Genomic DNA, 22,263 nt, shown 5'->3' on the forward strand with positions numbered 1-22,263 from the left:
ATGGCTGAGATCAAGGACCGCGAGAACGCGCTCATCATGGAAACGACCAAGGGCCCGGTCGTCATCGAAATGTACCCTGAATTGGCGCCCGGGCACGTCGCCCGCATCAAGGAACTGGCGCGTGAAGGGGCCTATGACGGCGTGGTGTTCCATCGCGTCATCGACGGCTTCATGGCGCAGACCGGCGACGTCAAGTTCGGCAATTCGAGCAAGCCCACCTATGCGCCGTCGCGCGCGGGCATGGGCGGCTCCGACAAGCCAGACCTCAAGGCCGAGTTCTCCAACGCCAATCACGGCCGCGGCGCCTGCTCGATGGCTAGGGCCCAGAACCCGAACTCGGCGAACTCGCAGTTCTTCATCTGCTTCGACGACGCGGCCTTCCTCAACCGCCAGTACACGGTTTGGGGCCAGGTCATCGAAGGCATGGAGAATGTCGACAAGATCAAGCGCGGCGAGCCGGTGCAGGATCCCGACAAGATCGTGTCGCTGAAAGTCGCGGCAGACGTCAAGTAAAGGCGGAACGATGATGGGCGCTGTCTGGTCCCTGCTCGGCATCCTGTCCGGCGCCTTCATCGCCATCCAGGCGCCGATCAATTCGCAATTGGCTAAGGGCCTCGGCCTTCCGGTCGCGGCCGCCGCCTTTTCCTTCCTGTCCGGTGCCATCGTGCTCGGCATCATCTCGATCTCGGTGGTGAAGCTGCAGGGCATCTCGCTCGACTGGAAGGCGCCGGCGCCCTGGCTGTTCGTCGCCGGCGGCATGCTCGGTGGCTTCTATGTGACGCTGTCGACGATCCTCACGCCACGCATCGGCGCTGCGGCGCTGATGGCCTTCCTCGTCGCCGGCCAGCTGATCGCCGGCATGCTGATCGACCGCGCCGGCTTCCTTGGCGTGGCGGTGCGCGAAATCTCGCTTGGCCGCGTCGCCGGCGCTGTGCTGCTCTTGGCCGGAGCGCTGCTGGTGCGGCTGACCTGAGCGTCGGCTGTTTCGTTCGACGGCAATTGCTCGCAAGGCGCGGCAACAAGACGGTGGCGAGAGCGCGGCGATCGGGTTATTGCCGCAGGCATGAAAGTGGACCTCTTCGATTTCGATCTTCCCGAAGACCGCATCGCGCTCAGGCCGGCCGAGCCGCGCGACAGCGCTCGGCTGCTGGTGGTGAGGCCGGACACCGGTTTCGAGGACCGGACGGTCCGGGACCTGCCGGCGCTGCTCAAGGCCGGCGACGTGCTGGTGTTCAACGACACCAAGGTCATCCCGGCGCAATTGAAGGGCATCAGGCTGCGCGGCGAAGCGGCGGCGCAGGTCGAGGCGACGCTGCACATGCGCACCGGTCCCGACCGCTGGCTGGCCTTCATGCGGCCGGGCAAGCGCATCGCCGCCGGCGACCGCATCCATTTCGGCCACGACGGCAATTCCTGCTTTCTGGGCCGGCTCGACGCCACGGTGCTTGAAAAAGGCGAGGGCGGCGAAGCGCTGCTCGGCTTCGATCTGTCGGGCGCCTTTCTCGACGAGGCGCTGCATGCCGTCGGGCATATCCCGCTGCCGCCCTACATTGCGTCGAAGCGCGAGGACGACGAGCGCGACCGCGCCGATTATCAGACGATCTATGCGCGCGAGGAAGGCGCGGTCGCCGCGCCTACCGCCGGCCTGCATTTCACCCCGGAGCTGTTCGCGGCGCTCGACGCCAAGGGCATCGAGCGCCGCTTCGTCACGCTGCATGTCGGCGCCGGCACTTTTTTACCGGTGAAGGCCGACGATACGACCGACCACAAGATGCATGCCGAGACCGGCTCGGTAAGCCCGGAGACGGCGGCGGCACTCAACGCGGCCAAGGCGCGGGGAGGGCGGATCATCTGCGTCGGCACGACATCGCTGCGGCTCTTGGAGAGCGCGGCGCGCGACGACGGCAGGATAGAGCCTTGGTCCGGACCCACCGACATCTTCATCACGCCCGGCTATCGCTTCCGTACGGCCGACATGCTGATGACCAATTTCCATCTGCCGCGCTCGACGCTGTTCATGCTGGTCTCGGCCTTCAGCGGGCTGGAGACGATGCGCTCGGCCTATGCGCATGCCATCGCGAACCGCTACAGGTTCTACTCCTATGGAGACGCAAGCCTGCTTTTTCGTGCGGAGACGAGCAATGGACGATGACCTCGACAGCATGGACCGCGATACGCTGATCGCGCAGGTGAAGAAACTGCGCGCCGGCATTCGCGCGCATCGCGACGCGACCGGGCATGATCTGTGCTGGCATCATCCTGACCTCTGGGAGCTTTTGCCGGAAAGGACCGACCCGGCGATTGCCGTGCCGCCATGGCCGAAATTCATGCGCGGCTGCATCCGCTACCGGCAGTCGCTCGACGAGCAGGCACCCGGCGCGCCGGAGCACGACAAGGAATTCAATGGCTGAGACTTTTTCATTTCAGGTGCTTGCCACCGATGGCAAGGCGCGGCGCGGCCTGGTCTCGATGCCGCGCGGCGAGATCCGCACGCCGGCCTTCATGCCGGTCGGCACCGGCGGCACCGTCAAGACCATGTATATGGACCAGGTGCGCGGGGTCGGCGCCGACATCATCCTCGGCAACACCTACCATCTGATGCTGCGACCAGGCGCCGAGCGCGTGGCCAGACTCGGCGGCCTGCACGAGTTCGCGCGCTGGCCGCATCCGATCCTGACCGACAGCGGCGGCTTTCAGGTCATGTCGCTGTCGAAGCTCAGGAAGTTGACCGAACAGGGCGTCACCTTCCGCTCGCATATCGACGGCGCGCCCTACGAGATGTCACCGGAGCGATCGATCGAAATCCAGGGACTGCTCGATTCCGACATCCAGATGCAGCTCGACGAATGCACGGCGCTGCCGGCCAAGCCCGAGGAGATCGAGCGCGCCATGGAATTGTCGCTGCGCTGGGCAGAGCGCTGCAAGGCGGCGTTTGGCGACCAGCCGGGCAAGGCGATGTTCGGCATCGTCCAGGGCGGCGACAACCCGGCCTTGCGCGTGCGTTCGGCCCAGGCGCTGAAAGCGATGGATCTGAAAGGCTATGCGGTCGGTGGGCTGGCGGTCGGCGAGCCGCAGTCGGTGATGCTGGAGATGCTCGACATCACCTGCCCGGAGCTGCCGGCCGACAGACCGCGCTACCTGATGGGCGTCGGCACGCCGGACGATATCCTGAAATCGGTGGCGCGCGGCATCGACATGTTCGACTGCGTGATGCCGACCCGCGCCGGCCGCCATGGCCTTGCCTACACGCGCCGCGGCAAGGTCAATCTCAGGAACGCCCGCCATGCCGACGATCCGCGCCCACTCGACGAGGAAAGCGACTGCCCCGCCGCGCGCGATTATTCGCGCGCCTACCTGCATCACCTGGTGCGCTCGCAGGAAGCGCTCGGCGCCATGCTGCTCACCTGGAACAACCTGTCCTATTATCACAGGCTGATGCAGGACGTCCGAACAGCCATCGAGGCGCAGGCTTTCGAAGCGCGCGCCGCCGAGATTACCGAAGGCTGGGCACGGGGCGATATCCCGGTCCTTTGATCAGGAAGCGTCGGAAAACCTTTCATAAATCAGATCAAGAGTAAGTATGCCTTGCCATATCGAGGCAAGGGGCGGCACGACTTTGGTAAAGATGGATGCGTCGATCGTCGACCATAAAGCAGCAAGCGCTGATGTTTACCGGCCAGGTTCTGCGGCGACCCAGCAATGGAGTTACAGTCTATTACTTGTAATTTCAGGGGTCGTGCTTGTCGGCCTTATCTTGCGCCTGCTCGGCGCGCGCGGGGATCTCTGGCACGACGAGATCTGGAGCATCACGTTGCTGAAGCCGCTGACGTCGATCGACCAGATATTCTGGCGTGTGAACCACGACAACAACCACTTTCTCAACTCAATATACCAGTATGTCGTCGGGCCCGATGCCGCGCCGCTGGTCCAGCGCGGCTTGTCGATAACGCTCAGCGGATGCACCGTCATTGCAGCCGCGGCGATATCGCGCGGACGTTGGGCAATGATTGGGTCGGCGCTGCTGTTTGCGTTGAGCTATCCGATGGTTCACTACGGCTCGGAGGCGCGTGGCTATGCCGGCCTGGCGCTGTTCACGCTCGTTGCGGTGGCTCTTCTGGAGCGCTGGTTCGACAAGCGGGGCGCGTACGGCGTCGCTCTTGCTGCCGCAATTCTGCTTGGCTTCCTTTCCCACCTGACAATGGTCGAAACGGTGGTGGTGCTAACGGCCTGGACGGCGTGGCTGAGCTGGCGAGGCAGCCGCAGTCTGATTGTCGTCAACAAGGAGGTCGTCCAGGCCTTTCTGCCTGCTTTCCTTGCCGTGCTTCCGCTTGCCGCGGCAATGCTTGTAGGCGGGCGATTGTTTAGCTTCAATATCGGCGGTTTTTCCTCTTTCTCGCTCGAGAAATTCGCCGCCGGCTATGGCGGAATGATCCGCTATCTTTTCGGTCTACCGGACTGGATCGGCGACTGGACGTGCGTCGCGGTGACCTGCATCCTGGTCTTGGCACATGCAGGCGTCTCGCGCGATCGCCGGGCCAGCCTTTATGCCATCGGCATCGTCGGGCTGCCCGCCCTGATGGCGGCGGCGCATCTGCCGAATGTTGAATTCCCGCGCTATTTCATTGTCAGCGGAACCTTGTTGCTGCTTTGGGCCGGAGACTTGATCGGACGCGGCTTCGACGCCGGCGGTAAGAGAAGGCTTTTTGCCGCCGGGATGCTCGTTCTTGTGGCGGGCGGCAACGCGGCGTTGCTGGCCCATTTCTATGAGCATGGGCGCGGTTCCTATTCCGAGATGGTGGACGAGATGACAAAGAGCGGCGCCGCCACATATGCCACCAACGCCGATTTCCGCACCGGCATGGTGGTCGATTATTTCGCCGCGCGCATTGGCCGCCAGGCATCGCTCGTCACCCAGGACAAGATTTGCGCCGGGCGCGCGGACTGGCTGATTCTCGAAGGCGATACCCAAAAACAGCCGGAGCGCGTGGATTTCGATTGCGCGCTTGCCTACGAACGAGCCGGAGCCTCGACCTTCTGGGGCCTCTCCGGTCTGGGCTGGACACTGTATAGCCGCCGAGATTGAGCGGTCATGCCGGTCGGGCTCAGGTACTGACCGAAGTCGAGGCGCGCAGGCTGCAGCCGGTGATCTTGAAGCTGCCGTCCGCTTGTTGCTGCAGCGTGTAGACCGCCTCATAATCCTTGCCGTCGGGCCCGACGATCAGCACCTGCTGGATGATCGAGCCGGGTCCGGTCTGCTCGACCTTGCCGAAGAAATAGGACCGGGGCTTGCGCACCGGCGCGTAGCCATTCGTCACCATGTTCATGAAGGTGTCGACGGTCGGAAAGATCTGCTTCACGTTCGGCGCGGCGAAGCTGTAGGCGGTGGCGCCGTCATCGGCGACGAAGGCCTTCAACTGGCTGTCGATGACCGTCTGCGCGGCCTTGATCTCGGCCTCGCCGGCAAAAGCAAGCGAGGCTATCAACATCGGAACAAGAGCAAGTGCGAACAAAGCGCGGCGCATGGCCTGCCTCCCCGGAATTCGCGTTGGCGAATGCAATCTAACATACGCATCGCGCCATGGCGTGGTTTCACCGGGATGCGAAGATTTCACCATTTCAGCGTCGGGAAGCGGGATCAGGTACTCTTCGAGGTGCGCGGCGCGGGAAGCTTGAAAGCCGGGCAGCAGTCTGCCACAAGGGCCGCTTATTCATGAAGCAGGCTGGTAGGACCGGGCAATGAAGGCATTTTTCGTGCAGATCAAGTGCGACCTGGGCAAGTCCTATGAGGTCGCCAGCGCGCTCGCCGATGCCGAGATCGCCTCCGAGATCTACTCGACCGCGGGCAATTACGACCTGCTTGCCAAATTCTATATCGACGACGAGGAAGACGTCGGCCATTTCGTCAACGAGCGGGTGCAGATTCTGCCTGGAATCAAGGACACCTTCACGATCGTGACCTTCCGGGCGTTCTGACCGGGCCTGTCTGTGCCCCGCCGGGAAGCAGGAGCTGACCCAGCCTTGCTGTCCGTGCCTTGATTTTAGGCAATTTGCATAGAGTGGCCGTCGCGGCTTCCTAAATCACCGATTGCGCTTGATTTTCTCCGGCGAGGCCAGTGAAATGGTCTCAGAGGGGAGTACGCGATTGGCAGCGTTCGACGAAATGCTTCCGGAAGTTTCCGGATTGAGAAGACCTTATGAGGCTTACGATCGCTGGCTGAAGGAGCAGGACCCAGCCAGGCTTACCCAGAAAATGCAGGACGCCGAGCGCGTCTTCCGCAAGACCGGCATTACCTTTGCCGTCTATGGCGAGCAGGAAGCTTCCGAGCGGCTGATCCCTTTCGACATCGTCCCGCGCATCCTCTCCGGCCAGGAATGGCGCCGGCTGACGCAAGGCATCGAGCAGCGCGTGCAGGCGCTGAACGCCTTTCTCGACGACATCTATCATCGCCAGGAGATCCTGCGCGCCGGGCGGGTACCCAAGGATCTGATCGCCAGGAATGAGGCCTTCCTGCCCGAGATGATCGGGATCAGGCCGCCGGCCGGCGTCTACACCCACATTATCGGCGTCGATATCGTCCGCATCTCGGAGAACGAGTTCTACGTGCTGGAGGACAATGCCCGCACGCCGTCGGGCGTCTCCTACATGCTAGAGAACCGCGAGACGATGATGCAGCTCTTTCCGGAGCTGTTCCAGAAGATCAAGGTGCGGCCGGTCGAGAACTACCCGCAACTCCTGCGCCAGTCGCTGGCCGCGGTGCGGCCGCAAAGCAGCAAGGGCGCGCCGACCATCGCGGTGCTGACGCCGGGTTCGTACAATTCGGCCTATTTCGAGCATGCGTTCCTTGCCGACCAGATGGGCGTGCAACTCGTCGAAGGGCAGGACCTGCGTGTCGTCGACGGCCATGTGGCGATGCGCACGACCGAAGGCTACAAGCAGATCGACGTGCTCTACCGGCGCGTCGACGACAACTTCCTCGATCCGCTGACCTTCCGGCCGGATTCCGCGCTCGGCGTGCCCGGCATCATGGATGTCTATCGCGCAGGCAACATCACCATCGCCAACGCGCCGGGAACCGGCATCGCCGACGACAAGGCGATCTATTCCTACATGCCGGAGATCGTCGAGTTCTACACCGGCCGCAAGGCGATCCTCGGCAACATCCCCACCTGGCGCTGCTCGGAACCGGACAGCCTCAAATATGTGCTCGAGCACATCCACGAGCTCGTGATCAAGGAAGTGCACGGCTCTGGCGGCTACGGCATGCTGGTCGGCCCGGCGGCGACCAAGAAGGAATGTGAGGCGTTCGCCAAGAAGCTGCAGGCGAAGCCCTCGAACTATATCGCCCAGCCGACGCTGGCGCTGTCGACCTGCCCGATCCTGACCGAAAAGGGCCTGTCGCCGCGCCATGTCGATCTTCGGCCGTACGTGCTGGTTTCGGATCGTATCCAGATCGTGCCCGGCGGCTTGACGCGCGTCGCGCTCAAGGAGGGGTCCTTGGTGGTCAATTCCTCACAGGGGGGCGGGACGAAGGATACGTGGGTGCTGGATGATTAAGAGCGAATAGAGAGTAGCGAATAGCGAGTAGGGAAAAGGGGGATACGACGGCATTCAATTCCTACAGAGATCTGATTGTTTGGAAGGCGGCTTTGAGGTTGGCCGTGGATTGCTATTCGGCCACGAAAGCTTTTCCAAACAGCGAAGCGTACGGAATGACCTCTCAGATAAGACGCTCGGCGGCTTCCATCGCAGCGAATGTTGCGGAAGGTCACGGAAGAGAAAATACGGGAGCTTTCATTCAATTTCTTCGGGTAGCGCAGGGCTCTCTGAAAGAGTTGGAGACACATCTCATCCTGTGCGGAGAGGTTGGGCTGATGGTCGAAGCGAAGGTCGCCAGCTTGCTTGGCCAAACTGACGAAATAGGAAAGATGCTACGTTCGATGATCCGGAGCCTGCAGCAAAAGTCATGAAGTCTTTTTCTCCCTATTCGCTACTCGCTATTCGCTATTCGCTCGATACCGGAGCAAGCTGATATGCTTTTGGGCCGCACCGCAAACGGTCTCTATTGGATGAACCGCTATATCGAGCGGGCCGAAAACATGGCGCGCCTGGTCGATGCGGGATTGCGCATGGCGCTGACGCGCACGCAGAGCGCTTCGGAGGAATGGAACTCGGTCCTGCTCAGCGCCGGCTCGGACATCGCCTTCAGCCAGAAGTACCAGGACTATACAGCCGCCAACGTCTCGGACTTCCTGCTACGCGACACCTCGAACCCGTCGAGCACGATGTCGTCGATCGAGACGGCGCGCAACAATGCCCGCATGGTGCGCACGGCGCTGACCCGCGAGACCTGGGAAAGCATCAACGAAGCCTGGATGTCGCTGAAGCGCATGCTGGCAAGGCCGATCGACGAACGCGACCTGCCGACGGTGCTCGATGCAATCAAGCGCGAGACGGCGCTGATCCGCGGTTCATTCTACGGCACCATGCTGCGCAACGAGATTTTCGATTTCTCGCAGCTCGGCACCTATGTCGAACGCGCCGACAACACGGCGCGCATCCTCGACGTGAAATACTATGTGCTGCTGCCGTCGCTGTCCTGGGTCGGCTCGACGCTCGACAACTACCAGTGGGAATCGATCCTGCGCTCGGTGTCGGCGCACCGTTCCTATCGCTGGGTTTATGAAGCCGACTACAAGCCGACGAATATCGCCGACTATCTGATCCTCAACGTGCGCATGCCGCGCTCGCTGACTTTCTGCTACCGCTTCCTCGGCGAGCATTTGAAATTCCTCGCCGACGATTACGGTGAACGCCATGCCTGCCATGGCACGGCCGAGAAGATCCAGGCGCTGCTCAAGAGGGGTTCGATCAAGGACATATTCGATCATGGCCTGCACGAGTTTCTGGCCGAGTTCATTCGCGACAACACCAGGCTGGGCGACGAGATCGCCCAGGACTACCGGTTCTATTGAGCACAGCCGAGGCGAGCGTTATGCGGCTCAAGATCACCCATCGTACCGAGTACCGCTACGATCAGCCGGTGCAGTATCTGCTGCAGCGGCTGCGCCTTTGGCCTTCCAGCGGGCGCACGCAGACCGTCGGCTCCTGGGCGGTCAAGGTCGAAGGCGCGCGCGAGGAGGTGCGCTTCACCGATCATTTCGGCAACGAGACGCGGCTGGTGAGCGCCGAGAGCGGCCAGAATTCGATCACCGTCGAGGCAGCCGGAGACGTGACCACGCATGACAGGGCGGGCGTGACGGGTCCGCATCAGGGCTTTGCGCCGCTCTGGCTGTTCGGACAGCAGACGCAGCTCACCGCCGCCGGCGAGGGCATACGTGAACTGGCCGGCACGCTGGGCCAGGGCACCGAGATCGAGCGACTGCACCGACTGATGGGCGCTATCGGCGAACGCGTCGCCTACAGGCCGGGCACGACCAGCGTTGTGACGCCGGCGGAGGAGGCGCTCGCGTTGAAGTCCGGTGTCTGCCAGGACCACAGCCACATCTTCATCGCCGCCGCCGTCGCCCTCGGCTTTCCCGCACGCTATGTCAGCGGCTACCTGATGATGGATGCGGCCGTCGAGCAGGCGGCAAGCCATGCCTGGGCCGAGGCCTATGTCGTGGGACTCGGATGGGTTGCCTTCGACCCGGCGAACGGTATCTCTCCCGACGAACGCTATGTGCGGGTGGCGACGGGGCGCGACTATCGCGATGCCTCGCCGGTGTCGGGAATACTGCTCGGACAGGCGCAAGAGAAGCTTGCCGTCACCGTCACGGTAGAGCAGTAATCTGCGCCGGAATCGCTAGCAGAAGAGCAATCATGACCTATTGCGTCGGCCTCAAGATCGATAGCGGGCTCGTGTTCATGTCGGACACGCGCACCAATGCCGGCATGGATTCGATCTCGACCTTCAAGAAGATGCATGTGTGGGAACAGCCCGGCGAGCGCGTCATCGTGCTGATGTCGGCGGGCAACCTTGCCACGACGCAGGCCGTTGTCAGCCTGCTCGACGAGCGTAACAAGGCGGTCAGCGACCGTCATCCGAAGCTACTCGAAACTCCCTCCATGTATCAGACGGTGCGGCTGGTCGGCGATACGGTGAAGGAAGTGATAGAGCATGCCTCGCCGAATGGCGACAAGGCGGATTCCTACTTCAATGCCTCCTTCATCCTCGGCGGCCAGATCAAGGGCAGCCCGCCCAGACTGTTCATGATCTATCCGGAAGGCAACTTCATCGAGTCGACCGACGACACGCCTTTCTTCCAGATCGGCGAGACGAAATACGGCAAGCCGATCATCATCCGTGCCTATGATCGGGCAATGAGCCTGGCCGAAACGGTGAAGCTGCTTCTGGTGTCGTTCGACTCGACGCTGAAATCCAACCTCTCGGTCGGGCTGCCGCTCGATCTGCTGTTCCTGGAACAGGATGCGCTCGGGGTGGGGCTGAACCGACGGATCGGCCATGATGACCCTTACTACCGCACCATATCGGACGGCTGGTCCAACGCGCTGAAAATCGCTTTTTCAAATCTGCCGGACTTTCCGGGATAGGGCTTTGCGAAAGCGGTTCGACCGGCCGCTATCTTCGACGGCCGCTGGGGAGGGAAAATATGGACAGAGACGAATTCCGCGATTGGTCGAGGCGCGCCGCCGACTGGGGCGCCGACTATCGCGCCAACCTGCGCGACCGTCCGGTGCGGCCGGCGATCGCGCCGGGCGAGATTTTCAGAAGCATCGAGGCGTCGCCGCCCGAAATGCCGGAGCCGATGGTCAGGATCTTCGCCGACTTCGAAGAAAAGATCGTGCCGGGCATGACGCATTGGCAGCATCCGCGCTTCTTCGCCTATTTTCCCGCCAATGCAGCGCCGGTTTCGGTGGTGGCCGAATATCTGGTCTCGGCGATGGCCGCGCAATGCATGCTGTGGCAGACCTCGCCGGCGGCGACCGAACTCGAGACGCGCATCGTCGACTGGATGCGCCAGGCGCTCGGCCTGCCCGAGGGCTTTTCCGGCGTCATCCAGGATTCGGCTTCCTCGGCGACGCTTGCGGCGGTGCTCACCATGCGCGAGCGGGCGCTTGACTGGCAGGGCAACAAAAAGGGGCTGGCCGGGCAGGCGAAGCTACGCGTCTATTCCTCCGACCAGGTCCATACCTCGATCGACCGAGCCATCTGGGTCTCCGGCATCGGCGAGGACAACCTTGTCCGCATCCCGGTCGCCGGACGTTTTCGCGCCATGGATACGCACGCGCTCGAGGCCGCGATCGTTGCCGATCGCAAGGCCGGCCTGCTGCCAGCCGGCATCATCGCCTGCGTCGGCGGCACCAGCACCGGCGGCACGGACGACATCGCGGCGGTGGCCGCGGTCGCTCAGCGGCACGGGCTTTACCTCCATGTCGACGCCGCCTGGGCAGGGTCGGCGATGATCTGCCCGGAATACCGGCATTTCTGGGCCGGCGTCGAAGGCGCCGATTCCATTGTCTTCAATCCGCACAAGTGGCTCGGCGCGCAGTTCGATTGCTCGATCCAGTTCGTGCGCCAGCCGGAAGATCTGGTGCGCACGCTGGCCATCAGGCCGGAGTTTCTGAAGACGCTGGGTCGTGACGGCATCATCAACTATTCGGAATGGTCGGTGCCGCTCGGCCGCCGCTTCCGCGCCCTGAAACTTTGGTTCCTGCTGCGCGCCCATGGCCTCGAGAGCCTGCGCACCATGATCCGCAACCATGTCGCCTGGAGCGCAGGGCTTGCCGCGCGCCTTGCCGGGGAAGAGGATTTCGAGCTCGTCAGCGAGCCAATGCTTTCGCTGTTCTCGTTCCGGCACCGCACGGTGGCAGGCGCCGACCCTGACGAGCACAACCTCCGCCTCGTCGACGCCATCAACACCGACGGCCGCATTTACCTGACTCAAACGCGGGTCGATGGGCGCGTGGCGATCCGCTTTCAGGCGGGGCAGTTCGAGTCGACGGCGGCAGATGTCGATGCGGCGTTCGACGTCATAACCGAGATTGCGCGGCGCGTATCCTGAGGCAGCAGACCTGTTCCACACTGGTTTGCCTTTTTCAATCAGGTGATTTTCGTTAGCCGGCTTATACCTTTTCTTCGCTTTCGTTTTCCGATATAGACGGGAAAAAACGAAAGTGGAGGACGCGCAATGTTTCTTTCGCCACGCCATGCCGAGATCATCCAGAGGGCGAAAGACCATGGCCGGGTGCTGGTCGATGACCTGGCGACGCATTTCAACGTGACGCCGCAGACCATCCGCAAGGACCTCAACGATCTGTGCGATCAGCGCCTGCTGACCCGTATCCATGGCGGTGCGCTGTTCCCGTCCGGCATCGAGAACATGGAGTACGAGGCACGCCGCAAGATTGCCGCCGACGAGAAGGAGGCGATCGGCAGCGCGGCGGCGCGGCTGATTCCTGACAATGCCTCGCTGTTCATCAATATCGGCACCACCACCGAGGCCGTCAGCAAGGCGCTGCTCGACCATAACGGGCTTATGGTCATCACCAATAATATCAATGTTGCCAATAGGATGCGCATCTACCCCACAATCGAGGTGGTGATTGCCGGCGGCGTTGTGCGCGGTTCCGACGGCGGCATTGTCGGCGAGGCGGCGGTCGATTTCATCCGCCAGTTCAAGGTCGATTACGCCGTCATCGGCGCCTCGGCGATCGACCATGACGGTGCGCTGCTCGACTTCGATTTCCGCGAGGTGAAGGTTGCGCAGGCCATCATCGCAAATGCCCGCCACGTCATCCTGGTTTCCGACCGGACGAAATTCGAACGCACGGCGCCGGTCCGGATTGGCCATCTTTCGCAGGTAAATACCTTCATCACGGATCGTTGCGAGATCCCGTCGATTCGCAGGATTTGCGAGGAAACCGAAGTCCGGCTGATCGAGACAGCGTTCGAATAGGCACGCCTTGACGGCTTGCTCAGCCGACTGCGATATTTCGTTTGACATTCGCTTTGAGTTCGAAATAATTCCGTCACGGTTTCGTAAAACACAAAAATGGTGCAATGCGAAATCGTTGGAGGAATCTTTGGACGCATATCCGATCCATGACATTTTCGTCATCGGCGGCGGCATCAACGGCTGCGGCATAGCCCGCGATGCCGTTGGCCGCGGATTTTCAGTTTACCTTGCCGAAATGAACGATCTCGCCAGCGGGACCTCCTCCGGTTCGACCAAGCTCATCCATGGCGGCCTGCGTTATCTCGAATTCTATGAATTCCGGCTGGTGCGCGAAGCGCTGATGGAGCGCGAGGTTCTGTGGAAGAACGCGCCGCACATCATCTGGCCGATGCGCTTCGTGCTGCCCTATGCCAAGGGCCTCAGGCCCGCCTGGCTGATCCGGTTGGGATTGTTCCTTTACGATCATATCGGCGGGCGCAAGCTGCTGCCGGCGACGAAGACGCTAGACATGGCCCGCGATCCGGCAGGCAAGCCGCTCAAGCCATTGTTCCGCAAGGCTTTCGAGTATTCGGACGGTTGGGTCAACGACGCGCGCCTGGTGGCGCTGAACGCGCGTGACGCCGCCGACCGGGGTGCCATTATCCGCACCCGCACAAAAGTCGTCAGCGCGCGGCGCGACGGTGCGCTTTGGGCCGTGAAAGTGCAGAATGTGCTCACCGGTGATACCGAAGAAGTTCGGGCGCGGCTTCTCGTCAACGCTGCCGGCCCCTGGGTCGATCACGTGCTCTCGACCGCCGTCGGCCAGAACGACGTCCACAATGTCCGCCTCGTCCAGGGCAGCCATATCGTAGTCGGAAAGAAGTTCGACGATCCGCGCGCCTATTTCTTCCAGAACAAGGATGGCCGCATCATCTTCGCCATTCCTTACGAGGAAGAATTCACGCTGATCGGCACCACCGATCGCGACTATCCGGGCGATCCGCATGAGGTGAAGATCTCCGACGCCGAGATCGACTATCTGTGCGCTGCGGCAAGCGAATATTTCGCGCAGCCGGTGAAGCGGTCCGATATCGTCTGGACCTATTCGGCGGTGCGCCCGCTCTATGACGACGGCGCTTCGAAGGCGCAGGAAGCAACGCGCGACTATGTGCTGAAGGCCGATGGCGGGGAGGGTGCTGCCCCCTTGCTCAACGCTTTCGGCGGCAAGATCACCACCTTCCGCCGGCTGGCGGAATCGATGTTGGAGAAGATCGAAGGTTTTCTCGGCAAGCGCGGCAGGCCGTGGACGCATGATGCGCCGCTGCCTGGCGGCGATTTCGCCGCGACCGGCTTCGATGCCCAGGTTGCCAGGCTGAAGAGCGCCTATCCGTTCCTCGACCAGCGGCTGGCGCGCCGCTTCACCCGGCTCTACGGCACGCGGGCGGAAAGGCTGCTCGGGCTCGCCAAGTCGAATGCCGATCTCGGCCGCAATTTCGGCGCCGACCTTTTCGAGGCGGAAGTTCGCTATCTGGCCGAAAATGAATGGGCGGTCACCGCCGAGGACGTGTTGTGGCGCCGCACCAAGCGCGGCCTGCATTTCAGCCGCGAGCAGACGGCGGCATTGGAAGAATTCATGCGCGGACTGAGCAGCCGCCATGTCGCGGCGGCGGAATAAGGATCGGCCGCTGATGCGTAAGGCCTGGGAGGAGGCGTGATGCTGGAATTGAGGAACGTGACGAAGACCGTCGGCGCGCAGGAGCACATCCGCGACGTGTCGCTGACGCTTCAGCACGGCTCGCTGAATGTCCTGCTTGGGCCGACGCTCTCCGGCAAGACCAGCCTGATGCGGCTGATGGCTGGCCTCGACGCGCCGACTTCCGGCTCGGTCTGGTTCGATGGCAAGGACGTCACCGGACAGAAGGTGCAGAAGCGCAACGTCGCCATGGTCTACCAGCAGTTCATCAACTATCCGGCGATGACCGTCTACGAGAACATCGCCTCGCCGCTGCGGGTCGCCGGCGTCGAGCAGGCCATGATCGACAAGGAGGTGCGCAACGCCGCGGCTCTCTTGAAGCTCACGCCTTATCTCGACCGTACGCCGCTCAGCCTGTCCGGCGGCCAGCAGCAACGCACCGCGCTTGCCCGCGCCATCGTCAAGAATGCCAGTCTGGTGTTGCTCGACGAGCCTTTGGCCAATCTCGATTACAAGCTGCGCGAGGAATTGCGGGCCGAATTGCCGAAGATCTTCGCCGCAGCCGGCACGATCTTCGTTTATGCGACGACCGAGCCGCACGAGGCGCTGCTCCTCGGCGGCAATACGGCTACGCTCTCGGAAGGCCGCGTCACGCAATTTGGCCCGACGGTCGAAGTATTCCGCAAGCCCATCGACCTGGTGACGGCGCGGACCTTCGCCGATCCGCCGCTCAACACCATCGTGCTCTCCAAGAAGGGGTCGGATTTCCTGCTCGAAGGCGGCGTCAAGCTGCCGGTGCCGACGGAACTCGCCGGCATTGCGGACGCCAGCTACACGATCGGCTTCCAGCCGCATCATTTGTCGCTGGAGCGGCCGAACGCCGGCGCCGTGCCGGTGCGGGCCAAGGTCACCATCACGGAGATCACCGGCTCGGAAAGCTTCGTCCATCTCGATTTCGCCGATGCGCGCTGGGTGATGCTTGCGCATGGTATTCTCGATTTCGAGACGGACGACGAGGTCGAGGTGTTCATCGACCCGCGCCACATCATGGTGTTCGACCATAACGGCCGCGCCGTGACGGCGTCGAAGCTGGCGGCCTGAGGAGAAAACGATGGCGCGCATCGAGGTCAACCACATCCGCCACTCCTACCTGCCCAACCCGCAGAAGGATTCCGACTTCGCTCTGAAGGAAGTGCACCACACTTTTGAGGATGGCGGCGCCTACGCGCTGCTCGGGCCTTCGGGCTGCGGCAAGACCACCTTGCTCAACATCATTTCGGGACTGCTGCACCCCTCGCATGGGAAGTTGCTGTTCAATGGTCGGGACGTGACCAGGCTGTCGACGCAGGAGCGCAATATCGCGCAGGTGTTCCAGTTCCCGGTCATTTACGACACCATGACCGTCTACGACAATCTGGCCTTCCCGCTGCGCAACCGGCGCGTGCCGGCAGCCGATGTCGATCGCAAGGTGCGCGAGACGCTCGACATGATCGATCTCGCTTCGATGGCGAACAGGAAGGCGCGCCGGCTCACCGCAGACCAGAAGCAGAAGATCTCGCTTGGACGCGGCCTGGTGCGCTCCGACGTCAACGCCATTCTGTTCGACGAACCGCTGACGGTCATCGACCCGCATATGAAGTGGGTGCTGCGCTCGCAGTTGAAGCAGCTGCACCGCCGCTTCGGCTACACCATGGTCTATGTCACGCATGACCAGACCGAAGCGCTGACTTTCGCCGACCGCGTCGTGGTCATGTATGACGGCGAGATCGTGCAGATCGGCACGCCTGCCGAACTTTTCGAGCGTCCGCGCCACACCTTCGTCGGTTATTTCATCGGCTCGCCGGGCATGAACGTGCTGCCGGTTGCGCTGGAAGGCAGGACGGCGAAGCTCGGTGCCCAGCGCATCGAATTACCCGGCGTGCCCAAGGCCGAAGGCGGCGCCGTCGAGCTCGGCATTCGTCCCGAATATGTGCGGCTCGGCCGCGAGGGCATGACGGTGCAGGTCAACAAGGTCGAGGACGTCGGCCGCCACAAGGTCGTGCGCGCCAACCTCGAGGGCAGGGAGATCGCCGCGGTGATCGGCGAGGATGACGAAGTGCCGGCCGAACCGAAAGTCCGCTTCGATCCGGCAGGCATCAACATCTATGCCGATTCCTGGCGCGTCGAGATGGGGGCATAGATGGACAAGACCTGGAACAACAAGGCCTGGTTCCTTGTCCTGCCGGTGCTGGTGCTGGTGGCGTTCTCGGCCGTCATCCCGCTGATGACGGTCGTCAACTATTCGGTGCAGGACACGTTCGGCAACAACGTCTTCTTCTGGGCCGGCACCGAATGGTTCGAGGACCTGCTGCACTCCGACCGCTTCTGGGAAGCGATGGTGCGCAACCTGATCTTCTCCTTCATCATCCTGGCGATCGAGGTGCCGCTCGGCATCTTCATCGCGCTCAACATGCCGAAGAAGGGCTGGGGCGTGCCGGTCTGCCTGGTGCTGATGGCGCTGCCGCTGCTTATTCCGTGGAACGTCGTCGGCACGATCTGGCAGGTGTTCGGCCGCAACGACATTGGCCTGCTCGGCTATTACATCAATGCGCTCGGCATCGACTACAACTACGTCCAGGATCCGATCGATGCCTGGGTAACCGTCATCATCATGGATGTCTGGCACTGGACCAGCCTGGTCGTGCTGCTTTGCTATGCCGGCTTGGTCTCGATTCCCGACGCCTTCTACCAGGCGGCCAAGATCGACGGCGCGTCGCGCTGGGCTGTGTTCCGCTACATCCAGCTGCCCAAGATGCAGCGCGTGCTGCTGATCGCCGTGCTGTTGCGTTTCATGGACAGTTTCATGATCTATACCGAGCCCTTCGTCGTCACCGGCGGCGGTCCCGGCAATTCGACCACCTTTCTGTCGATTGACCTGGTCAAGACGGCGCTCGGCCAGTTCGACCTCGGCCCGGCGGCGGCGATGTCGCTGGTCTACTTCCTGATCATCCTGTTGTTATCGTGGGTGTTCTACACCGTGATGACCAACTACGACGCGGAGCGCTGAGATGGCGGGTGCCAACGAAACGACGCGCGTGAGCGAGACGGCGGTCACCGAAGTGGGCAGCACGCTGTCGCAGGACGAGGTGGCGAAGCTGATGCGCCGCCGCGGCGAGGAATCGCGCTGGTGGTGGATCGTGCCGACGGTCTACATTATCGTTATCCTGCTACCGATCTACTGGCTCATCAACATGAGCTTCAAGACCAATGCGGAGATCGTGTCGTCGCTGACGCTGTTTCCGCATAATCCGACACTGGCGAACTATCGCACCATCTTCACCGACCCTTCGTGGTATTCGGGCTACATCAATTCGATCACCTATGTGGTGATGAACATGGTGATTTCGGTGGCGGTGGCGCTGCCGGCGGCCTACGCCTTCTCGCGTTACCGCTTCCTCGGCGACAAGCATTTGTTCTTCTGGCTTTTGACCAACCGCATGGCGCCGCCCGCGGTGTTCGCGCTGCCGTTCTTCCAGCTCTATTCGGCGTTCGGCCTGATCGACACCCATATCGCCGTGGCGCTGGCGCACTGCCTGTTCAACGTGCCGCTCGCGGTGTGGATCCTCGAAGGCTTCATGTCCGGCGTGCCGAAGGAAATAGACGAGACCGCCTATATCGACGGCTATTCCTTCCCGCGCTTCTTTCTGAAGATTTTCATGCCGCTGATCGCGAGCGGCATCGGCGTCGCCTGCTTCTTCTGCTTCATGTTCTCGTGGGTGGAGCTCTTGATCGCGCGCACGCTGACCACGACGGACGCCAAGCCGATCGCCGCCACCATGACCCGCACGGTCTCTGCCGCCGGCATGGATTGGGGTCTGCTCGCCGCCGCCGGCGTGCTGACGCTGATCCCCGGCGCCTTGGTTATCTGGTTCGTGCGAAATTATATCGCCAAGGGCTTTGCCCTGGGGAGGGTCTAAAGCCATGAATCTCGACTTCTCCTGGATGGCGTGGACGTGGCCGACGGCCGCCTTCTTCATCGTCATCGTGCTGATGCTCTTTGGCATGGGCGTCTGGGAATATGCCTCGCCCGGCGGTCATCCGCGCATCGGGGTGCTGCGCTTCGAGACGACGCGCGGCGATCGTTTGTTCCTGTCGCTGCTTGGCAGCGCATTTATCCATCTCGCTTGGCTGGGTCTGGTTGGACCCAACCTGTGGTGGGCTCTCGCTCTCTCCGTGGTCTACGCCGTTGGCGTGTTCCGATACGTATAGAGGGGGGAATAGCCGGAGCGGCCGCGTGCTGGCGGCCGCCCCGGATCGCACTTGCAACTTAAGACTGGAGGAGACACATGCGACGGCAATTTCTAACATCGACGACAGCCCTTGTCCTTTTGGTGGGAGCGGGCCATGCCTATGCCGGTATGGACGAGGCAAAAGCCTTTCTCGACAAGGAGATAGGCGACCTGTCGACGCTTTCACGCGCCGACCAGGAAAAGGAAATGCAGTGGTTCATCGACGCAGCCAAGCCGTTCGCCGGCATGGACATCAAGGTCGTTTCGGAAACCATCGCCACGCACCAATACGAGTCACAGGTGCTGGCGCCGGCCTTCTCCGCCATCACCGGCATCAAGGTCACACATGACGTCATCCAGGAAGGCGACGTCGTCGAGAAGATCCAGACCCAGATGCAGACCGGCCAGAACCTCTATGACGGCTGGGTCAACGACTCCGACCTGATCGGCACGCATTGGCGCTACCAGCAGGTGCGCAACCTGACCGACTGGATGGCGAACGAGGGCAAGGACGTCACCAATCCGAACCTCGACCTGAAGGACTTCATCGGCACCTCGTTCACGACGGCGCCCGACAAGAAGCTTTATCAACTCCCCGACCAGCAGTTCGCGAACCTCTACTGGTTCCGCTACGACTGGTTCAACGACGAGAAGAACAAAGCCGACTTCAAGGCCAAATACGGCTACGACCTAGGCGTTCCCGTCAACTGGTCGGCTTATGAGGACATCGCCCAGTTCTTCACCGGCCGCGAGATCGACGGCAAGAAGGTCTACGGCCATATGGACTACGGCAAGAAGGACCCGTCGCTCGGCTGGCGGTTCACGGACGCCTGGCTGTCCATGGCCGGCAATGGCGACAAGGGCATTCCGAACGGCCTGCCCGTCGACGAATGGGGCATCAAGGTCGACGAGAAATCGCGTCCTGTCGGCTCCTGCACGGCGCGTGGCGGCGATACCAACGGCCCGGCCGCGGTCTACTCGATCCAGAAATATCTCGACTGGCTGAAGGCCTACGCTCCGGCGGAAGCCCAGGGCATGACCTTCTCCGAATCCGGCCCGGTGCCGGCGCAGGGCGGGGTCGCGCAGCAGATCTTCTGGTACACCGCCTTCACCGCTTCGATGGTCGACGCCGGCGCCAAGGCGGTGCTGAACGACGACGGCACGCCGAAGTGGCGCATGGCGCCGTCGCCGCACGGCGTCTACTGGAAGGACGGCATGAAGCTCGGTTACCAGGACGTGGGTTCCTGGACACTGATGAAGTCGACGCCTGACGATCGCGCCAAGGCCGCCTGGCTCTACGCGCAGTTCGTCACCTCGAAGACGGTCGACGTGAAGAAGAGCCATGTCGGCTTGACCTTCATCCGCGAGAGCACGATCCACGACAAGAGCTTCACCGAGCGCGCTCCGAAGCTCGGCGGCCTGATCGAGTTCTATCGCTCGCCGGCCCGCGTCCAGTGGTCGCCGACCGGCACCAACGTGCCTGATTATCCGAAGCTGGCGCAGCTCTGGTGGCAAGCGATCGGCGATGCCTCTTCCGGCGCGAAGTCGGCCCAGGAAGCGATGGACTCGCTCTGCGCCGAGCAGGAAAAAGTCATGAGCCGCATCGAGAAGTCGGGCGTCCAGGGCGACATCGGCCCGAAGATGGCCGAAGAGCACGATCTTGCCTACTGGAACGCCGACGCGGTCAAGAAAGGCAATCTCGCTCCTCAGTTGAAGATCGAGAACGAAAAGGAAAAGCCGGTCACCATCAACTACGACGAACTGGTGAAGAGCTGGCAGCAGCAGTAACTGCATGACGCGGGCGTGCTTGCCCATGTCGGAAGTGCAGGGGAGGCGGCTTTGCCGTCTCCCCTGTTGCATGAAAAGCGGAGGGATGCGGAATGAGCGGTTTTGTGCTGGCCATCGATCAGGGAACGACCTCGACCAGGGCGATACTGTTCGACGACAAGATGAAAGTCGCCGGCACCGGCCAGCAGGAATTCGCGCAGCATTATCCGGCTTCCGGCTGGGTCGAACATGACCCGGAAGACATCTGGGCAAGCGTTCTCGCCACGGTGAAAGCGGCTTTGAAGGCCGCCGCCCGCACGGCATCGGATGTGGCCGCGATCGGCATCACCAACCAGCGCGAGACCGTCGTCATCTGGGACAGGGCGACCGGCAAGCCTATCCATAACGCGATCGTCTGGCAGGACCGCCGCACCGCGCCGCTCTGCCAGAAGCTGAAGAAGCAGGGGCTGGAGAAGACATTCACGAAGAAGACCGGCCTGCTGCTCGACCCCTATTTCTCCGGCACCAAGATCGCCTGGATGTTGGACAAGGTGAAGGGTGCCAGAAGGCGCGCCGAGAGGGGCGAACTGCTTGCCGGTACCATCGACAGCTTTCTTATCTGGCGGCTGACCGGCGGCCAAGTGCACGCCACCGACGCGACAAATGCCTCGCGCACGCTGGTCTACAACATCGAGAAGAATATCTGGGACGACGAGCTGCTTTCGATCCTGAAGATTCCGGCCGCGATCCTGCCGCAGGTGAAGGACTGCGCCGACGAATTCGGCGTCACCGAGAAGAGCCTTTTCGGGGCCGAGATGCGGATCCTCGGGGCGGCCGGCGACCAGCATGCGGCGACCATCGGCCAGGCCTGTTTCGAGCCCGGCATGATGAAATCGACCTATGGCACCGGCTGCTTCGCGCTGCTCAACACCGGCGCCGATCTGGTGCGTTCGAAGAACCGGCTTTTGACCACCATCGCTTATCGGCTCAACGGCAAGACAACCTATGCGCTGGAAGGCTCGATCTTCATCGCGGGCGCCGCCGTGCAGTGGCTGCGCGACGGCATCAAGGTGATCGGCAAGGCCGAGCAGAGCGGAGTATTGGCTGCGGCCGCTGATCCTGCGCAACAGGTCTATCTGGTGCCGGCCTTCGTCGGCCTCGGCGCACCGCATTGGGACGCGGATGCGCGCGGCGCGATCTTCGGGTTGACGCGCAATTCGGGCCCGGCCGAGTTCGCCCGCGCGGCACTGGAATCGGTCGCCTTCCAGACGCGCGACCTGCTCGACGCCATGCGCAAGGACTGGAAAGGCGCTTCGGCCAAGACGGTGCTTCGCGTCGACGGCGGCATGGTGGCATCCGACTGGACCATGCAGAGGCTCGCCGACATTCTCGACGCACCGGTCGACCGTCCGACGATCCTGGAGACGACGGCGCTGGGCGCGGCCTGGCTTGCCGGGTCAAAGGCCGGCGTGTGGCCGAAAGCGAAGGACTTCGCCAAGAGCTGGGCGCTGGAGCGGTGCTTCAAGCCGCAGATGGACGCCACAACGCGCGGTGCCAAACTGGTCGGATGGCGCGACGCGGTGCGCAGGACGCTGAGCTCCCGCTAACATTGGAACGAGAGAGCCCGTGCCTCTCGAG

At 62.4% G+C, this 22,263-nt stretch carries 23 protein-coding genes; 22 read left to right on the forward strand and 1 reads right to left on the reverse strand.

Translation table 11 applies throughout. The annotated features are described in order from the left end of the window. The 6 genes from FJ423_RS09745 (at position 1) to FJ423_RS09770 (ending at position 5,083) form a co-directional block, all read left to right on the forward strand. Entirely contained in the window at positions 1-513 is a 513-nt protein-coding gene (locus FJ423_RS09745; protein WP_095765300.1) for a peptidylprolyl isomerase, read from the forward strand. Between the two features lie 10 nt (positions 514-523). Further along, positions 524-973, forward strand: a complete 450-nt coding sequence (locus tag FJ423_RS09750; RefSeq protein ID WP_095765301.1) for a DMT family transporter — start codon at positions 524-526, stop codon at positions 971-973. A gap of 90 nt (positions 974-1,063) precedes the next feature. Beyond that, complete coding sequence (gene queA, locus FJ423_RS09755) at positions 1,064-2,152, forward strand: tRNA preQ1(34) S-adenosylmethionine ribosyltransferase-isomerase QueA (protein ID WP_140841197.1); 1,089 nt, start codon at positions 1,064-1,066, stop codon at positions 2,150-2,152. Then, positions 2,142-2,411: a hypothetical protein gene (locus FJ423_RS09760; RefSeq protein WP_140841199.1), complete on the forward strand. Its 270-nt coding sequence runs from the start codon at positions 2,142-2,144 to the stop codon at positions 2,409-2,411. The genes queA and FJ423_RS09760 overlap by 11 nt, the downstream gene beginning before the upstream one ends. Continuing rightward, positions 2,404-3,534, forward strand: a complete 1,131-nt coding sequence (gene tgt, locus FJ423_RS09765) for a tRNA guanosine(34) transglycosylase Tgt (protein ID WP_140841201.1) — start codon at positions 2,404-2,406, stop codon at positions 3,532-3,534. Before FJ423_RS09760 ends, tgt begins: the two co-directional genes overlap by 8 nt. A 91-nt stretch (positions 3,535-3,625) precedes the next feature. After that, a complete protein-coding gene (locus FJ423_RS09770; RefSeq protein ID WP_140841203.1) occupies positions 3,626-5,083 on the forward strand; it encodes a hypothetical protein in 1,458 nt (485 codons plus the stop codon). Between the two features lie 19 nt (positions 5,084-5,102). On the opposite strand, the gene FJ423_RS09775 is transcribed toward FJ423_RS09770, so the two are convergent. Continuing rightward, positions 5,103-5,522, reverse strand: coding sequence for a DUF4864 domain-containing protein (locus FJ423_RS09775; RefSeq protein WP_140841205.1), 420 nt, complete (start codon positions 5,520-5,522; stop codon positions 5,103-5,105). A gap of 214 nt (positions 5,523-5,736) precedes the next feature. Between FJ423_RS09775 and FJ423_RS09780 the strand changes: the two genes are divergently transcribed. The 16 genes from FJ423_RS09780 to glpK all read left to right on the forward strand — a co-directional run bounded on the left by FJ423_RS09780 (position 5,737) and on the right by glpK (position 22,232). Further along, positions 5,737-5,973: an Lrp/AsnC family transcriptional regulator gene (locus tag FJ423_RS09780; RefSeq protein ID WP_040995065.1), complete on the forward strand. Its 237-nt coding sequence runs from the start codon at positions 5,737-5,739 to the stop codon at positions 5,971-5,973. 169 nt (positions 5,974-6,142) lie between these two features. Then, positions 6,143-7,555: a circularly permuted type 2 ATP-grasp protein gene (locus FJ423_RS09785; RefSeq protein WP_181174768.1), complete on the forward strand. Its 1,413-nt coding sequence runs from the start codon at positions 6,143-6,145 to the stop codon at positions 7,553-7,555. Positions 7,556-7,575: 20 nt separating this feature from the next. Then, a complete protein-coding gene (locus FJ423_RS09790; protein ID WP_281408958.1) occupies positions 7,576-7,968 on the forward strand; it encodes a four helix bundle protein in 393 nt (130 codons plus the stop codon). Between the two features lie 63 nt (positions 7,969-8,031). Then, on the forward strand, positions 8,032-8,973 hold the full coding sequence (locus FJ423_RS09795; protein WP_095765309.1) for an alpha-E domain-containing protein: 942 nt from the start codon (positions 8,032-8,034) through the stop codon (positions 8,971-8,973). A 20-nt stretch (positions 8,974-8,993) separates the two neighbouring features. After that, entirely contained in the window at positions 8,994-9,788 is a 795-nt protein-coding gene (locus tag FJ423_RS09800; RefSeq protein ID WP_140841209.1) for a transglutaminase family protein, read from the forward strand. A gap of 32 nt (positions 9,789-9,820) precedes the next feature. Beyond that, a complete protein-coding gene (locus tag FJ423_RS09805) occupies positions 9,821-10,552 on the forward strand; it encodes a peptidase (RefSeq protein WP_140841211.1) in 732 nt (243 codons plus the stop codon). A gap of 59 nt (positions 10,553-10,611) precedes the next feature. After that, complete coding sequence (locus FJ423_RS09810) at positions 10,612-12,024, forward strand: pyridoxal-dependent decarboxylase (RefSeq protein ID WP_140841213.1); 1,413 nt, start codon at positions 10,612-10,614, stop codon at positions 12,022-12,024. Positions 12,025-12,150: 126 nt separating this feature from the next. Beyond that, positions 12,151-12,918 carry a DeoR/GlpR family DNA-binding transcription regulator gene (locus FJ423_RS09815; protein WP_140545843.1) on the forward strand — a complete coding sequence of 256 codons (768 nt, stop codon included), beginning with the start codon at positions 12,151-12,153 and terminating at the stop codon, positions 12,916-12,918. 127 nt (positions 12,919-13,045) lie between these two features. After that, positions 13,046-14,572 (forward strand): glycerol-3-phosphate dehydrogenase, encoded by a 1,527-nt coding sequence (gene glpD / locus FJ423_RS09820; RefSeq protein WP_140841215.1) that lies wholly within the window; start codon positions 13,046-13,048, stop codon positions 14,570-14,572. Between the two features lie 39 nt (positions 14,573-14,611). Then, entirely contained in the window at positions 14,612-15,691 is a 1,080-nt protein-coding gene (locus tag FJ423_RS09825) for an ABC transporter ATP-binding protein (protein WP_140841217.1), read from the forward strand. Between the two features lie 10 nt (positions 15,692-15,701). Further along, positions 15,702-16,769, forward strand: a complete 1,068-nt coding sequence (locus tag FJ423_RS09830) for an ABC transporter ATP-binding protein (protein WP_140841219.1) — start codon at positions 15,702-15,704, stop codon at positions 16,767-16,769. Continuing rightward, a complete protein-coding gene (locus FJ423_RS09835; protein ID WP_095765316.1) occupies positions 16,770-17,636 on the forward strand; it encodes a sugar ABC transporter permease in 867 nt (288 codons plus the stop codon). A gap of 1 nt (position 17,637) precedes the next feature. Continuing rightward, on the forward strand, positions 17,638-18,546 hold the full coding sequence (locus tag FJ423_RS09840) for a carbohydrate ABC transporter permease (RefSeq protein WP_140841221.1): 909 nt from the start codon (positions 17,638-17,640) through the stop codon (positions 18,544-18,546). A 4-nt stretch (positions 18,547-18,550) separates the two neighbouring features. Then, complete coding sequence (locus FJ423_RS09845) at positions 18,551-18,838, forward strand: DUF2160 domain-containing protein (protein WP_095765318.1); 288 nt, start codon at positions 18,551-18,553, stop codon at positions 18,836-18,838. Between the two features lie 77 nt (positions 18,839-18,915). Next, entirely contained in the window at positions 18,916-20,646 is a 1,731-nt protein-coding gene (locus FJ423_RS09850; RefSeq protein ID WP_140841223.1) for an ABC transporter substrate-binding protein, read from the forward strand. A gap of 92 nt (positions 20,647-20,738) precedes the next feature. Further along, entirely contained in the window at positions 20,739-22,232 is a 1,494-nt protein-coding gene (gene glpK / locus FJ423_RS09855) for a glycerol kinase GlpK (protein ID WP_140841225.1), read from the forward strand. Positions 22,233-22,263 lie beyond the last annotated feature (31 nt).

The organism is Mesorhizobium sp. B2-8-9 (genome assembly GCF_006439475.1).
Lineage (GTDB): Bacteria > Pseudomonadota > Alphaproteobacteria > Rhizobiales > Rhizobiaceae > Mesorhizobium.

Coding starts and splice junctions, on each gene's coding strand:
- tgt (WP_140841201.1), top strand. CDS start 2,404: ATGGCTGAGACTTTTTCATTTCAGGTGCTTGCCACCGATGGCAAGGCG.
- FJ423_RS09795 (WP_095765309.1), top strand. CDS start 8,032: ATGCTTTTGGGCCGCACCGCAAACGGTCTCTATTGGATGAACCGCTAT.
- FJ423_RS09770 (WP_140841203.1), top strand. CDS start 3,626: ATGGATGCGTCGATCGTCGACCATAAAGCAGCAAGCGCTGATGTTTAC.
- FJ423_RS09810 (WP_140841213.1), top strand. CDS start 10,612: ATGGACAGAGACGAATTCCGCGATTGGTCGAGGCGCGCCGCCGACTGG.
- FJ423_RS09815 (WP_140545843.1), top strand. CDS start 12,151: ATGTTTCTTTCGCCACGCCATGCCGAGATCATCCAGAGGGCGAAAGAC.
- glpK (WP_140841225.1), top strand. CDS start 20,739: ATGAGCGGTTTTGTGCTGGCCATCGATCAGGGAACGACCTCGACCAGG.
- FJ423_RS09745 (WP_095765300.1), top strand. CDS start 1: ATGGCTGAGATCAAGGACCGCGAGAACGCGCTCATCATGGAAACGACC.
- FJ423_RS09830 (WP_140841219.1), top strand. CDS start 15,702: ATGGCGCGCATCGAGGTCAACCACATCCGCCACTCCTACCTGCCCAAC.
- FJ423_RS09850 (WP_140841223.1), top strand. CDS start 18,916: ATGCGACGGCAATTTCTAACATCGACGACAGCCCTTGTCCTTTTGGTG.
- FJ423_RS09840 (WP_140841221.1), top strand. CDS start 17,638: ATGGCGGGTGCCAACGAAACGACGCGCGTGAGCGAGACGGCGGTCACC.
- FJ423_RS09775 (WP_140841205.1), bottom strand. CDS start 5,522: ATGCGCCGCGCTTTGTTCGCACTTGCTCTTGTTCCGATGTTGATAGCC.
- FJ423_RS09800 (WP_140841209.1), top strand. CDS start 8,994: ATGCGGCTCAAGATCACCCATCGTACCGAGTACCGCTACGATCAGCCG.
- FJ423_RS09825 (WP_140841217.1), top strand. CDS start 14,612: ATGCTGGAATTGAGGAACGTGACGAAGACCGTCGGCGCGCAGGAGCAC.
- FJ423_RS09780 (WP_040995065.1), top strand. CDS start 5,737: ATGAAGGCATTTTTCGTGCAGATCAAGTGCGACCTGGGCAAGTCCTAT.
- FJ423_RS09845 (WP_095765318.1), top strand. CDS start 18,551: ATGAATCTCGACTTCTCCTGGATGGCGTGGACGTGGCCGACGGCCGCC.
- FJ423_RS09835 (WP_095765316.1), top strand. CDS start 16,770: ATGGACAAGACCTGGAACAACAAGGCCTGGTTCCTTGTCCTGCCGGTG.
- queA (WP_140841197.1), top strand. CDS start 1,064: ATGAAAGTGGACCTCTTCGATTTCGATCTTCCCGAAGACCGCATCGCG.
- FJ423_RS09805 (WP_140841211.1), top strand. CDS start 9,821: ATGACCTATTGCGTCGGCCTCAAGATCGATAGCGGGCTCGTGTTCATG.
- FJ423_RS09750 (WP_095765301.1), top strand. CDS start 524: ATGATGGGCGCTGTCTGGTCCCTGCTCGGCATCCTGTCCGGCGCCTTC.
- FJ423_RS09760 (WP_140841199.1), top strand. CDS start 2,142: ATGGACGATGACCTCGACAGCATGGACCGCGATACGCTGATCGCGCAG.